The sequence below is a fragment of the Streptococcus suis genome, from assembly GCF_019794615.1.
Lineage (GTDB): Bacteria > Bacillota > Bacilli > Lactobacillales > Streptococcaceae > Streptococcus > Streptococcus suis_AI.
The window spans coordinates 12,496-25,162 of the sequence record NZ_JAIMDU010000017.1; the positions used below are offsets into that span (position 1 = coordinate 12,496).

Here is a 12,667-nt window from a genome sequence, read left to right on the forward strand (position 1 = left end):
CTAATAATTATCTAAAATCAATTCAAGATTTTGAGTGTTAGTAATATCTTCCGTAAAAGTACGAAAATTATTTGCCCCAAGTGTGAAATGGAACTCCATCGGCTGTTTTGGTCTCGTTGATTGTTCGCTATTCAAACTCAATTGACTAGCTATAGTATGCTTCATCGCACTGAACTGCTCCCCGATATTCAAAGGTTGGATGTCTGGTATAGCAGAAACCGCCAGCTTGTCAGCTACCTTGCTAACAGCTGGAATCATCCCTTCCATACCGACTACCAAGCCTTCGCCAGTGTATCCACCGAGTTTTGCCATCACCCTTGATGGCGAGTGGATATCCAAGGCCCGACGGATTGTAGCAACAACATTGCTTGCGATAGAATTGGCAACACTGTAGATATAACCAGCTTGACCAGCTAAACCATTCGCAAAACCTGCGCCAGCATAACTACCTGCCGATGCCATTTGACCTGCTAACCCTCTAAAAATCGAGATAATCTGATGACCAGATGACTGCGAAACACTCACAGCTCTACTCATTCCATTAGAAATAGCACTTACCAAAGCACTCATCGCACTTGTTGTTTGTGATCTAATTCCGTTGAATGTTGTATTGAACGTATTTTTCAGATTGTTCAAGCCGTTTTGAGATGTAGATGCAATCTTACTAAAACCACTCTGCACATTCGTAGACAAACCTTGCATGGCAGTTGAAGCCGCCGTTTTCGCTTGGTCAAAACCTGTTCGGATAGCGTTGGCAATCGCCGTTGACTGAGATTGTGCTGTAGAAGCTGCCTGTGACAATTGACCAGATATGTCACTGCTCAAACCTGCAACCGCACTTGAACCAGCTCCCTGCATAGTTTGTAAGTTGCTAGACACATTGCTATTGATAGCCTGTGCCTGACTAGTCGCATTAGCCGAAGCTGTAGCGATATTGGTTCCGATACCGTTCGCCAGTTGCAAAGTCTGATTCACACCATCCAGGTTCATACCGCTGACGGCCCCTGTCACGCCTGAAGCCATAGCTTGAGCCTGAGCTGTAGCACCGGTATTAGCAGTCGCTAAGTTAGCACCGATAGATGTAGCAAGAGACTGTACATCTGCCGTAGCTTGCATATTGGTCTGACCTGTTGCGCTGGTAACACCCAGCTGGAAGCTTTGCATATTCAAGCTCGCACTCGTTGCCATCTCAGCTGTCTTGGCAGAAACGGTAGCAGCCGTCATGCTAGTGTCAGCAGTGACTTGACTGTTGCTCTCCTTGGATTTACCTGTGATCCAATCAAATGCCGAAGTAAATCCATTCTTAATGCCTTCCCAGACACCTGTAAGAGCCTGAGGAATAGCTTCAAGCATGGCTTGACCAAGACCGATAATCAACTGAATACCTGCCACGATAATTTGTGGCAAGCCTTGGATCAAAGCACCAGCAAGCTGAACAATCATCTCTATCCCTGTCGAGATAATCGTCGGTAAGGCACCGACTAAACCCTGTATCAAGGACTGAACAATAGAAATAGCCGTTTGCACAATCTGCGGTAGATTTGTGATAATCCCCTGTGCCAAAGTTACGATAATCTGCAAACCACTCTGTAAAATAGTTGGCAGATTTGTAGCTACCGAGCTGATAAAACCTGTCACAATGCTCTGAGCAGTTGTTAGCAAAGTCGGGATATTCTGCACAACCCCCTGTGCCAACTGAACCAAGAACTGCATACCAACAGATAACAACTGAGGCAGACTGGTCAAGAGACCATTAACCAATACCCCCACAATCTGAATAGCAGAGTTAATCAACTGACCTGCATTGGCACCGACACCTTGCACCAAGGAAGAAATCAAAGCGACAGCCCCTTGGAATACCGCAGGAGCATTGGCAACAATAACCTGTGTAAATTGTTGGATTAACTGTGTCCCTTGGTTGATTAACTGAGGGATTTGACTCACTATTCCATTGACCAGATTGGTGATGATGGTCGGACCTTTTGTGACAGCTACATTGACCAATTCATTGATTTTATCTCCGAACTGCCCCTGCAACAAACCAAGACCAGCTAGAAAGACACCGAAAATCGCCGCTGGCATCAGGGCGTTCATGGCTATTCCGGCAAAGGTTGTCATAATCGAACTCATACCTGAAAATGCAGTTCCGAAAGTCCCTAAAACACCACTCAAAGCACCGGAAAAACGAGGGAACAAGGCAGTTACCCCCGAAAGTTTAGCAGTTAAGGCTGCAAACGGAGCTGTTAGTTTGGCGCCAAGAGGCGCAAATTTTGCGCTAAGAGCATCTCCCAAGTACATCCCTTTAATCGCAACAGTTTCCAGACCACCTTTTACTGTTGCCACTGCAGGTCCAAACGGAGCAAAAACATTGCTCAAATGCCCTCCGAACGTTGACAAACCAGTTTTGACCTTCGAAAATCCACCTTGAAGAGTATCCAAACCAATTCCCAATTCACCAAACTTAGCGTGTAAGCCAGCAATTCCAGCCAAAACACTTGCCCCACCAATAAATGATAAAGCCTGTTTCAAGACAGGGAATTTTTGAGCAATAAAGTCCACCTTCTCACCCAAAGAATCAAATTGATTTAGCTCTGTGCCAAATGCACGAATTTTTTCAGCTGCCTGATTCGCCCAGGTCGTGATTTGCTTCATCCCTGAAATAGCATCGTCAAAGAAAATGCTACCGATAGCAGAAGCAAGGTCTGTCCCACTTTGCTTCAAATTCCCAAGGACATTCTCAAAGCCATCTGCCTCACGACTAGCTTGACCAAGGGCACCGGACAACTCATTCCCTTCTTCCACCATGCGAAGCAAGGTTAATTGTTTCTGAGCCTCATCCAGCTCTTTGAAGGATTTACCATAGAGCTTGTTAGCTGCCGCATTCCGAGTGGTTTCTGTAGCAGAAATACCCAAAGCCGCATCATTCTCATAATTTCCTTTCAAGAAGGACTGCAAACTCTCGGTCACATCCTCGATAGAACGGTCATAAAATGCCGCGCTATCAGCCGCAACCCTAGTCGCCCGACTAGTCAAGTCTAGCGATTGAGCCGTATCCATACCTGCCGTCTTACCAAATGCCGCAATCTTCGTGAACGAATCCTTCAATCGATTGGAGCTGATATTGGTTTCAGACGAGATAGCCTTCAAGGCACTCGTCGCATCGCTCTCCAGTGTGCCAAATACCTGGCTAAATTGAGCTTGCATGGCTCTATAAGACCCTTCCGACTTGGTCGCAAAACCAACCAAGGCAGTAGTCGAAGCCCCTGCCGCTGCAATCGCAATCTTAGCCGCATTAGCAAAACCACTGGCATAAGCACTGGAAGCCTTGGTCGACACCGAACCAAAGTTTGCAATCTGCTTCTCTGCATATTTCAGCGTGCTTGTAAATCCCTTATCCACAGCCCTAAGGACCGCTTCAACAGTGTATGATTTTGACACTAATTCCCTCCTTCTCTAAATTCACGAAGCCTATTGACCCGTTGGATAAGCCGTTTATCTACCGTCTTGGTTCGCTTACCAAACAATTCTTCGTACCGTTTCTGGCGATCATAGAAATCTGACATCTCTTTATAGACATACTCACCTTTTTTATTTGTCGCCTTGGCATTACGGTTAGCCATTGCCTGCAAGTGAATGAAGTACTCCTTGTCTAAATATGACAAAAAATACCCCCTCATCCTGAGAGAGTATTCTTTCAATGTCATTCTTCTAGCCACATCGTAGTCCGTCACGCCCAACAATCCGAAAATATCCGCCAACAAACTCTCATACTGTTCTTCAGAGCTAGGGGAAGAGATTACTGTTCGACTCCGGCTCTCAACTTGTCGACTTGGAGCTTGGTAGCTGGTGCAGTCTCTAAGCTCTTTAAAAAATCTGTAAACACCGCATCCAAATCAGGCTGTTCAAAAATCCACTCTTCGATGTCCTTCTTGCTAGGAATAGACTTCAAGGTGTGGGTAGCAGATAGGATAATATCCTGCAAAATCACAGGGTTATAGGTCCCAAGATAGTACAAAGCAGACTGGATACCTGCACCAAAATGAATTCCATTGCCTGAAATACCGTATCGCTTGTCCATCTCACGAATAAAATCAAGACCATAATGCAATTCATAGGTCTTCTTGCCAATCGTAATCTCTTTCATTTCCTGCTCCTTAATCTGTAATTGCTGTCACATCTTGGAAAGCATAAGCAATTTCTTCAGCCTGTTCAGCCGTCAAAGTTGCATGGCCTTCCTGAGGTTTTCCGTCCACCTTGAACTCTGTTGACAAAGTTTCTAAGTCGTTAACGTTCGACGGCACTTCCCAAGATGCCAAACTTCCCTGCATATAGAGAGCTGGGTATTTGCCACCTTGCTTCTCGCCAGCAAGGTCAATCTCCCACACTTCCAATTTAAAGCCTTCAACTACCGAATCCTTCAACATCTTGTTCAATGGGTCGCGAGTTGTCACCGCTTCAATTTCCAACGTAACTTCCAAACCACCGACAGCGTTTACTACACCATCTTTGGTCTTCTTAGCGTCTGATTCACGCTCGTACTTGATTTTGTGTTCGATTTGTAGAGCTAATTTTGCAGCTGCAGTCTTATCTCCTAATTTACGAAACATCAGAATCTTATCTTTACCGTAGGCTGCCGCCAATTCTTTCAAATCTGTTGTCTGCTTTGCTACTGCTGTTGATGTCGTAGTAGCTTGTCCACTTGTTCCTGACATATTTTCTTTCCTTTCTTACAAAAAACGAAATGTGACATCTGCCACACCGTGATAAAGCACCTCAGGGGTACTATTGTCTTTCAAAAGTTGAGTATCACTGGTCAAGTCCATAGACCATTGCCTGCCATCTAGTCGCTTGATACGACTGCATACTTCCATCACCCTCGCCAGTGTATCTGATACAAGACGACGGTCCTTGAGAGACCCCCAGACATGAATATCTATCGCCACCGAACCAATCATTCGCGACTTGGTCGGTCTGGGCAACAAATGCGTATCTCCCATGACAATAAAGGGGTAAGCCGTCCCCAAATCAGGCAAGGTTAGGTAGATTTTCAAACCCAGCTTACTCACTTCTTCCATGATAGCATCATGGATTTGTTGATCTGGTTGCTTCATTCCAACACCTCTCCAAGAGCTTCAATAAACTCTGGCTCTACTTTTTCAAGAGCTGGCTTCATAAACGGCTGAGCTTCCTTCATAAAACGAGTTCCCTCCTCCAGATAGCCTGAATAGTCCGTCTTAGCTTCGACTGCTCCTTCAAGCCCCATCGCTCGAATTTCAGGCGTGATACTTCGCTTGGTCGCTCCTGTGGAATAACCCTTGCTAAAGAACGCTTTTCGCTTGGCAACCGTGTCTAATCGGGCTGTATAGTCTTTCACAACCCCTTTAACAGCCGTTAAATTTGCCAAAGCCTTCAAATCCTGAGCCATTTTCTTATTGCCCTTGATTTCAATCAATGCCCTAGCCATCTGGATACACCTCACTAACATACAAGACAAAGCCTTGCAGACCATGGTTGACTTTCTTCAACACCTTAAAACGTCGCCCATTCACAAAGACCTCCTGCCCAACAGGGAGTTCTCTCTGTACATGGACAGTATGCGTCGCCTCTGCCAGCTTATCCGACATCCGATTAAGTGAACGAACACTAATCGGACCCAAATGACAAGGGATAACAACCTCCTCGCTATCCCCCACCATACGCCCTAATCCAGTATCGTAACGTTCCTCAGACACCGTCACAACGGTCAATCTATCCGCATACCTCATAGCATTTTAAACCCCGCTTGGAAGTCGTTAGCAAACTGGCGGTGAATAACCTTGTCGTAGCTAGCAAAATCATCAAGGTCAAACGACATAGACAGCCCCTCGACCCCGTGACTTGACATTCCTTCCGAACCTAGCTTGTTAAATCGTTTAACCATCACTTCAACGATGATAAATTCCAGAGTGCTAGGCACAAATGCTTGATGAGTATAAGCCATGAAATGAGCTTCCGTGAGCTCCCGAATCACTTCCAAGAGATCATCTTGCAAGTTATCAGAAATCCCCAACAGAGCCTTTACCTGCTTGATAATCTCCATAAGCTTACCCTCTCAATATTCTGATGATATCTTCTTTTTTCAAGTCATCCGAAAATTCAAGACCTTTCTGTCTTGCCAGCTCGACAAGCTCGCTTTTTTTCATTTTTGAAAAATCTGGCTCGCTCGCCTGGACATTATCTTCGTAATGACGACGCAACAACATCCCCATTAGTTACCTCCAAAGCGTACTACTTTCGTATCGTCATAGAGATAAACACCATAGTGCTCATCGCCTGTGATGACCGTGGTTTTCTTCAAGATATCACGGTCAGTTTCGACAGAAACATCACGTTTCATGTTGATAACAAAAGCACCATAACGAGCATCATCCTCTGTATCTGTTGAACGTGCAGAAACGGCAACGATAAAGCCTTGGCCAGCTGGCACTTTCTTAGAACGAACGATTTCAACACCCAAGACTTCACCAAACACACCAGAGACAAGTGCTTGAGCCCCAAGCTCTGACCCACGCAAGAAGTCTTTGCCTGCTGCAGTACGTAGCTTCATGGCATCAACAGGGTTAAAGATACCAACGTAACGCACATCTTCCTCATCCGCAAAAATATCCAGTGCTTTTTGAATAGCTTCAAGCGTGTTAGGAGCATCCGTTACGTGCTGAGTAGCTGTTTTAGCCAATTCGATAATATCGTTATCGATCTTATCAGCAATAGCCATTCCCAACTGACGAACAGCCTCACCGACAGGGTCACCCAGACCAGATAGGATAGCTTCATCAGTGATTTCATAACCCGTAGCGATTTTTTTAATGGTCATTTCAGTAGTAGTTGTTCCAAGTTTATTCAATGGAATTGCTTGACCTTCTGCTACTTCGGATGCAGCACCTGTGTAAGTAAACTTAGGTACAGTCAATTTTGTACCAGGGCGACCAACAAGCGTACGTTCAATGGTTGCTAGCGGTGTAAATTTCAATAACTTAGGCAATTTGGCAGAAATATGATTCGCCATTACCTGTGGATTGATTAAATCCGCAATTTTAGTTTGTGTCATACTTTAATATCCTTTCGATAATTTCTCATATAGTTCTGGATCTGCTTTCTGTAAATCCAGTTGAGCACGATAGCTCATGCGATTAAATTGCTCTTGGGTAATACTTGACGAAGTTGTCTGTTCAACCTTCTTCGGAGTCTTACCTTTGAGCATTTCACTGACTTTCTTGTCAGCAAGGTCATTCACTAAAGCTGAAAAGCTCTCTACAGCCTCTTTGGTAGCCTCTGCGGTATCCTTAACAACAAAGCCTAGGATATTGTCATCGACCGCAATACCAACCCCAGAGAGAATTTTAGATGCTTCTTTTTCAAGACCACTACGGTTGATTGTAGCTTCCAGTTCAGCGATGTAGGCAGCCTGTTTTTGTGCCTCGTACTCTGCTTTCTGTTCCGCGTTCATCTGACGTAGCTTTTCAGCCTCATCTAACTTTTCCTGAATACGTTTGTTAAACGATTTTTCTTGCTTAGCCAAACGTTTCTCAATCAGAGAGTTTACTTCGTCTTGTGTGAATGTTTTTTCAGTAGTTTCAGCCGTTTCTGAGGTGTCGACTGTCTCTTTTTCGGTTTCAACTACTGTATCTTTAATCTCTTCTGCCATACGGCACCTCCTTTTTAAGTCCTGAGTGGACTGATAACCTTAGCTTTTAATGTCATCAAAGTTTGGACCGAAAGAAAACCGTATGGGATTTCATACGGTTTTAAGTATTTTCGAGTAGTTTCAAGTAGTCTTTCCTACCAGTCAAGATGTTTGACCACCTCCTTACCGTTTCCAAAACGGTTTCTTGGCATTACTTTTGACTACTTGCTCTTCAAGTTTGTCAAATCTCGAATTAGTAGCCTAGGCATTGCGTTCGACGATGGAACGAAGTTCAGTAATTTCGTTTGCCTGTTTGGTAATTCTAGCATTCTGTTCTGTCACAGCAGACATAAGCACATGCTCGCGAGCCAAACATTCGGCTAACTTGATTTCCAGCCAACGCTTTTTCTTGATACGCTTCTTCATAGCGACCTCCTTTCTATTTTTTTGCAACAAAAAAGCACTTAGACAGAAATCTAAGTACTAAAAGAGTAGTGGACGGTGTGCCTGTCCCGTCATTTCATGCTGTGAAGCTGCGTAGCGACACTAAAATCTCTACTTCACTTCTCTTCACTAACATTATACCATGACTACTCCTCTTTGTCATAAATTTTTGTGTTTTTTCTCAATATCCTCTTGATTGTTTTGTCAGAAACTCGCATAGCAGTGATTACTGAATTATCACGCTCGTCGCTTGATAATCTGACAGCGATGTTTATATTGTTTTCAATACCTTTACCTAAAACCAATATACTATCCTTGTTTTTATGATCGACAAGAATTTTATCTGGATTTTTGATAACTTTACGAACGCTCCCTTTTACGTCTTTGCCAATATCGGCATGACCTTCAAGGATATGGTCTAATCGTTCCCGACGTAAAACTACAACCGATTTGTTGAAAAAAGGAAATGATTCAAAAACTTTCTCTTCAGCTCGCTTTGGAAAATGCTCCTCAAATAAAATTTCTCTAAAATTATCCGTTTTTTTGTTTTGTTGCTTCTTCACCATTTCCGTTTTGGATTTCTGACTATTCCAAACACCATTTGGAGCTTCACGGTCAACCGAATAATAAGCCCCTGTCGAGCAATGGCACCACGGATGCATAGGTGCAGCGTTCTCACCAGGAATCATATCCTCGACTTTGAAAATCTTCCCGTCTTTCTTGGCGCAGTTTGGACATGCTGATGGCTCTGCAATAAATTCGTACTCATCTATCTCGTTCGCAATATAAGCTTGTTTCTGACCTTCGGTTGATACACGAGCCCCTTCAGTTATCGCCAGCCGTTTTGCTTCACTGGCAGTTACATTGAACTCCTTCCGAAGTTTGGCAACCATGGTAGTCGGATTCTTTCCTTGTAACAACAATCGTTCTGTCATGCGAGCGACAACTTCACGCAAAGCATTTTGCCTTTGCCAAATTCTTTCAGACCAGACAACGCCCTCAAAAGGCGTGTTTAGCACCGATTGAGCAACTGTTTTAATTTGACTAGCTGACAATACAGACTGACCAAGCAATCCTGATTGCACTTCAATCGCTTTGACGAACTCATCATTCAAAAAACGCTCCGTCAAATTTCGCTCGTCCTCTGCCAGAGCAATCAACTCCAGATCTAGTTGATACTGCAACAAGGCTAACCGATTGGTCTTCATTTTCAAGTTATACAAAGCCAGCTCAGAGTTTGCCCGTGCAGAAAAATTCTTCTCAGCCACGTACCGTTTAGCCTTTTCCTCAAAAGCCTTTACATCGAAATCATCAACCCGAGCCTTCACTTCAGCTAAGGACAAACCATTTTTATCAGCGTAACGTTGCTCAAAGGCTCTAATTTCCTTTTCTAGCTCGTTAAAGTGATAGGAGTATAATCTATCCATCTCCTCGCCTAACGTCGCACCACGCTCCATTTTGGCTAGTTGTTCGGCTCGTATCCGCTTCTTCCAATAGTCACTCGCCATTCGCTATCACCTTCTGACTATCTGGGTGAAGGTTTTTGTCAGTCATGCGTTCATTGATAGCGATTTGCTTAGATAACAAGCTGGAACTCTCTTCCTCCTCTGCCATCTTATCCAGTTCATCTTGTGGGTTATCCACGATAGATAAGACAGACAACTTAGTCGCATTGGAAACCTGACCTGAAAGCTGGGCCACAATTTGGGCTTCTTCAAGGACGTTGCGCGGAACATTTCTTGTGAATTGGTACTTGATACCCGTCCAGCCATCACTTGGGACGCTTGCCATCGGCACGTTAAAGACAATTTCATACAGACGATTAAAGGCAGACTGCATCTTCCTATCTTTCATCTTGGCTAGATTATCCATAGCTTGTAATTTAAACGCTAGGGCAGTCCCTGAAGCATTTCCAAAATCTTCTTCAGACAGATTCGCGACCATGGACACTGCGAAGATAGACTCTTTGAGTAAAGTAATTAGATTTTCTTGAGTTGTGTCTGAGTTTGGCTTTTCCAGGAATCCAACGTCGGGCAATGGACCATCCGAACCATTCTTCCACAAGTTAAAGATACGATTTTCGCGAATCTGCCCAGCCATATCTCCGTCCAGCTCAACACCTACTACTTTGAGATACGCATCAGCAAAATAATCAACATCATTAGCTTTCTCGCTTGCAGCCTTGTTTAGAGCATTGATAAGTGTCTTAACGCTGTCAAAGATTCCTTGTCGTTCCTCATTCTCAACCAATTCAACCACTGGCAATCTGCCGTAGATATGAGGTGTGCGATCTCCGAACGTGACGCCACCTCCCTGTTTAAAAGTTGCATCAATGACTTCCGACGCAGTGATAACCTGTCCATACCCAGTTTCCGCACCTTCATCAAATGCGTACCGAACCGCAAACAACGGCTTTTCTTGGATGCTATCATCATGAACAATAAGCATATTTACTGGGCTATTGTAGGTCGTTCTGGTATTCCCTTCCTCATCCTGATAGACATATAGAAAAGCATGACCAAAAATATCAGCAATCTTCGCTAATTCAAATTCCGTATCCTCCATGTCGTTCAGTTTACGGAAATTGCCAATAAAATCTGCAATAACAATATCGTCATGCGTGACCTTTACGGGCACACCAATTTGATAACCACTGAATGTGTCCACGATATATTTAGCATAATTGATGACTAGTCTATTATCTGGTTTCCACGGATCTTTAGGGCTACCTTTTAAAATACTATGATTAGACATGTACATGTCTTCATTTTCAAAATAGTCCTTAAGTAATTTTGAACGATGCAATTCAACAGCATCTGACACCAGCTCTGGCGTAATTTCTTCCGCTGATGTTGTCATTAACTTGCGTTTGTTTAAACTTACTAGCGACATTAAAATCCTCCCTTGAATAGTTTGATTTTGCTACCTACACCTTTGAATTTCGAATAAATCGCATACCGCAACGCGTCTAGCACATCATCATTCTTCTTTTCTGGTTCGCCAGTTTTCTCATTCCAGACATACTGGTAAACCTCATCCTTGAACTTATCAACCTTCTCAGAACAAACAAAAAAGCGACCTTGCTTCATCAGCTTAGCCACTTGTTCGATTCCGCTCAAAACAGATTTATCCGCATTCACACATTTTAGATGCTCCCGTTCAAAGCGTGCGACATGTTCAGGACGGGCAGAATCGGCATAGAAATAGATATTCCCATATCGTGATTTGATATCTTGAGCAATCTCTACCCAATAATCAATTTCTTGGTACTGTGCCGAATGTTCTTCCAAGAGATAGACACGACCATCTGCCGTTTGTCCACATACGACAATAGATCCATAGTGCTCATATCCCCAGTCAACACCAGCGTGGTAGATTGTGATGTCGTCTGTTGGTATGTCCTTGCCAGGTATTAGCATGTCTTCCTTAAAATCACGATAGACAGCCCCTTCACCACTAACCCAACGCCCATAGATGCCACGTTCTGTAAACATTCCGCTTGGTGTTGTTGCGATAAGGTTCTCAATATACCGCTGGTTCAAAAAGGTATTATCAAATATCGTAAAGTGATTGGCGATAATGCTCTTGTCATCTGCCTTGTCAATATAATCCTTTTTTAACCAATGATTCGGGTGGTCTGGGTTGGTATCGCAAATAATACGAGCACCGAAACCAGAACAGCGCTTGCGGATTTCGTCAAAGACTTCCTTGTTCGCTAGCGTTGCTTCGTTGATATAAGCCCCGTAAGCCGTCATACCACGGATAGCACGCAAACCAGCGACAGAACCCGTAAAGGTCGTGACCACATAGACGCCAAACAATGTGAAATTCCCATGCTTATCAAACTTGAAATCAATGCCATACTTCTCTGATAGTTCCTGCAGAATGTTGGTCCGCAAGGTACCAGCACTAGTAGCACCAAGGATATACATAGGATTATCCACACCGCAAGACTTAGCGTTTTTCTTGGCTCTACGCAATTCCATCAGGAATAGATCATTATCCAGCTGGGTCTTCCCTGCACGGACAGCTCCGTGGTTAATCATCATGTACCAATCTTCACGCAAAGCCCGCTTTAAGATACTGAGTTGCTTATCGTGGTATAGTCTGTCAATTCCCATTTATTTCCTCTTCTAATTTGTCAAACAGCCTGCCAATAGCGTCTTCTTGTGATTCGGTGCCTTCGAGAGCTGATTTTCGTTTTTCGTTTTCCAACTGTATCGCTTTGATGCGTTCTCGTTGTTCCTGTTTGTCCAGTTTGTCCTTGGTGTCAATAGCAACTAACTTACTGATTTGCTCAAAAGCTCTAACGTTACCTTTCATCGCTTTTTGCATCATGACCATTGCGAGAGCCATTTCGTTCGTTGCCTCAAAACCAAATTCTTCCAACTGTTTTTTTATCATTGGACTGGCGACATCAGCTTGTAAGATAGTCTCAAAGGCTTTTTTTAAATTTGCTTTTTTTCGCCGAGCTTTTCCCGAAGCGATACCACCTTTTTTTCCATTTTTTCGAGCTTCATCCGAGCTTGGAACTATCAAATTTTGCTCATTAGCCATCGC

At 43.8% G+C, this 12,667-nt stretch carries 16 protein-coding genes; all 16 read right to left on the reverse strand.

What is annotated here, in order from left to right:
- Positions 1 to 3,438, reverse strand: coding sequence for a phage tail family protein (locus K6V43_RS05970; protein WP_222382207.1), 3,438 nt, complete (start codon positions 3,436 to 3,438; stop codon positions 1 to 3).
- Entirely contained in the window at positions 3,438 to 3,758 is a 321-nt protein-coding gene (locus K6V43_RS05975; RefSeq protein ID WP_105100370.1) for a hypothetical protein, read from the reverse strand. The genes K6V43_RS05970 and K6V43_RS05975 overlap by 1 nt, the downstream gene beginning before the upstream one ends.
- A gap of 38 nt (positions 3,759 to 3,796) precedes the next feature.
- On the reverse strand, positions 3,797 to 4,144 hold the full coding sequence (locus K6V43_RS05980; protein ID WP_105106943.1) for a tail assembly chaperone: 348 nt from the start codon (positions 4,142 to 4,144) through the stop codon (positions 3,797 to 3,799).
- A 10-nt stretch (positions 4,145 to 4,154) separates the two neighbouring features.
- Positions 4,155 to 4,712, reverse strand: a complete 558-nt coding sequence (locus K6V43_RS05985; RefSeq protein ID WP_222382209.1) for a phage major tail protein, TP901-1 family — start codon at positions 4,710 to 4,712, stop codon at positions 4,155 to 4,157.
- A gap of 15 nt (positions 4,713 to 4,727) precedes the next feature.
- Complete coding sequence (locus tag K6V43_RS05990; protein ID WP_222382211.1) at positions 4,728 to 5,111, reverse strand: hypothetical protein; 384 nt, start codon at positions 5,109 to 5,111, stop codon at positions 4,728 to 4,730.
- Positions 5,108 to 5,464 (reverse strand): HK97-gp10 family putative phage morphogenesis protein, encoded by a 357-nt coding sequence (locus K6V43_RS05995; protein WP_222382213.1) that lies wholly within the window; start codon positions 5,462 to 5,464, stop codon positions 5,108 to 5,110. The genes K6V43_RS05990 and K6V43_RS05995 overlap by 4 nt, the downstream gene beginning before the upstream one ends.
- Positions 5,457 to 5,765 carry a hypothetical protein gene (locus K6V43_RS06000; protein ID WP_222382215.1) on the reverse strand — a complete coding sequence of 103 codons (309 nt, stop codon included), beginning with the start codon at positions 5,763 to 5,765 and terminating at the stop codon, positions 5,457 to 5,459. Before K6V43_RS06000 ends, K6V43_RS05995 begins: the two co-directional genes overlap by 8 nt.
- The gene (locus tag K6V43_RS06005) at positions 5,762 to 6,079 is read right to left on the reverse strand and encodes a phage head-tail connector protein (RefSeq protein ID WP_222382217.1); all 318 of its coding nucleotides are present in this window, start codon (positions 6,077 to 6,079) and stop codon (positions 5,762 to 5,764) included. Before K6V43_RS06005 ends, K6V43_RS06000 begins: the two co-directional genes overlap by 4 nt.
- A 4-nt stretch (positions 6,080 to 6,083) precedes the next feature.
- The gene (locus K6V43_RS06010) at positions 6,084 to 6,248 is read right to left on the reverse strand and encodes a hypothetical protein (protein ID WP_222382219.1); all 165 of its coding nucleotides are present in this window, start codon (positions 6,246 to 6,248) and stop codon (positions 6,084 to 6,086) included.
- Positions 6,248 to 7,087, reverse strand: coding sequence for a N4-gp56 family major capsid protein (locus K6V43_RS06015; RefSeq protein ID WP_105100365.1), 840 nt, complete (start codon positions 7,085 to 7,087; stop codon positions 6,248 to 6,250). The genes K6V43_RS06010 and K6V43_RS06015 overlap by 1 nt, the downstream gene beginning before the upstream one ends.
- Before the next feature lie 3 nt (positions 7,088 to 7,090).
- Positions 7,091 to 7,684: a DUF4355 domain-containing protein gene (locus K6V43_RS06020; protein WP_105100364.1), complete on the reverse strand. Its 594-nt coding sequence runs from the start codon at positions 7,682 to 7,684 to the stop codon at positions 7,091 to 7,093.
- A 240-nt stretch (positions 7,685 to 7,924) separates the two neighbouring features.
- Positions 7,925 to 8,089, reverse strand: a complete 165-nt coding sequence (locus K6V43_RS06025; protein ID WP_222382221.1) for a hypothetical protein — start codon at positions 8,087 to 8,089, stop codon at positions 7,925 to 7,927.
- Positions 8,090 to 8,253: 164 nt separating this feature from the next.
- Positions 8,254 to 9,615 carry a minor capsid protein gene (locus tag K6V43_RS06030; RefSeq protein WP_222382223.1) on the reverse strand — a complete coding sequence of 454 codons (1,362 nt, stop codon included), beginning with the start codon at positions 9,613 to 9,615 and terminating at the stop codon, positions 8,254 to 8,256.
- Positions 9,605 to 10,999 carry a phage portal protein gene (locus K6V43_RS06035; protein ID WP_222382225.1) on the reverse strand — a complete coding sequence of 465 codons (1,395 nt, stop codon included), beginning with the start codon at positions 10,997 to 10,999 and terminating at the stop codon, positions 9,605 to 9,607. Before K6V43_RS06035 ends, K6V43_RS06030 begins: the two co-directional genes overlap by 11 nt.
- A complete protein-coding gene (locus K6V43_RS06040) occupies positions 10,999 to 12,228 on the reverse strand; it encodes a PBSX family phage terminase large subunit (protein WP_105100360.1) in 1,230 nt (409 codons plus the stop codon). Before K6V43_RS06040 ends, K6V43_RS06035 begins: the two co-directional genes overlap by 1 nt.
- Positions 12,218 to 12,664: a stress-induced protein gene (locus tag K6V43_RS06045; RefSeq protein WP_222382226.1), complete on the reverse strand. Its 447-nt coding sequence runs from the start codon at positions 12,662 to 12,664 to the stop codon at positions 12,218 to 12,220. The genes K6V43_RS06040 and K6V43_RS06045 overlap by 11 nt, the downstream gene beginning before the upstream one ends.
- Positions 12,665 to 12,667: the final 3 nt, after the last annotated feature.

What these genes read in the sequence shown, in the direction of transcription:
- K6V43_RS06040 (WP_105100360.1), bottom strand. Translation starts at nt 12,228, where the DNA reads ATGGGAATTGACAGACTATACCACGATAAGCAACTCAGTATCTTAAAG.
- K6V43_RS06025 (WP_222382221.1), bottom strand. Translation starts at nt 8,089, where the DNA reads ATGAAGAAGCGTATCAAGAAAAAGCGTTGGCTGGAAATCAAGTTAGCC.
- K6V43_RS06000 (WP_222382215.1), bottom strand. Translation starts at nt 5,765, where the DNA reads ATGAGGTATGCGGATAGATTGACCGTTGTGACGGTGTCTGAGGAACGT.
- K6V43_RS06030 (WP_222382223.1), bottom strand. Translation starts at nt 9,615, where the DNA reads ATGGCGAGTGACTATTGGAAGAAGCGGATACGAGCCGAACAACTAGCC.
- K6V43_RS05980 (WP_105106943.1), bottom strand. Translation starts at nt 4,144, where the DNA reads ATGAAAGAGATTACGATTGGCAAGAAGACCTATGAATTGCATTATGGT.
- K6V43_RS06045 (WP_222382226.1), bottom strand. Translation starts at nt 12,664, where the DNA reads ATGGCTAATGAGCAAAATTTGATAGTTCCAAGCTCGGATGAAGCTCGA.
- K6V43_RS05990 (WP_222382211.1), bottom strand. Translation starts at nt 5,111, where the DNA reads ATGAAGCAACCAGATCAACAAATCCATGATGCTATCATGGAAGAAGTG.
- K6V43_RS05995 (WP_222382213.1), bottom strand. Translation starts at nt 5,464, where the DNA reads ATGGCTAGGGCATTGATTGAAATCAAGGGCAATAAGAAAATGGCTCAG.
- K6V43_RS06005 (WP_222382217.1), bottom strand. Translation starts at nt 6,079, where the DNA reads ATGGAGATTATCAAGCAGGTAAAGGCTCTGTTGGGGATTTCTGATAAC.
- K6V43_RS06015 (WP_105100365.1), bottom strand. Translation starts at nt 7,087, where the DNA reads ATGACACAAACTAAAATTGCGGATTTAATCAATCCACAGGTAATGGCG.
- K6V43_RS06010 (WP_222382219.1), bottom strand. Translation starts at nt 6,248, where the DNA reads ATGGGGATGTTGTTGCGTCGTCATTACGAAGATAATGTCCAGGCGAGC.
- K6V43_RS06035 (WP_222382225.1), bottom strand. Translation starts at nt 10,999, where the DNA reads ATGTCGCTAGTAAGTTTAAACAAACGCAAGTTAATGACAACATCAGCG.
- K6V43_RS06020 (WP_105100364.1), bottom strand. Translation starts at nt 7,684, where the DNA reads ATGGCAGAAGAGATTAAAGATACAGTAGTTGAAACCGAAAAAGAGACA.
- K6V43_RS05985 (WP_222382209.1), bottom strand. Translation starts at nt 4,712, where the DNA reads ATGTCAGGAACAAGTGGACAAGCTACTACGACATCAACAGCAGTAGCA.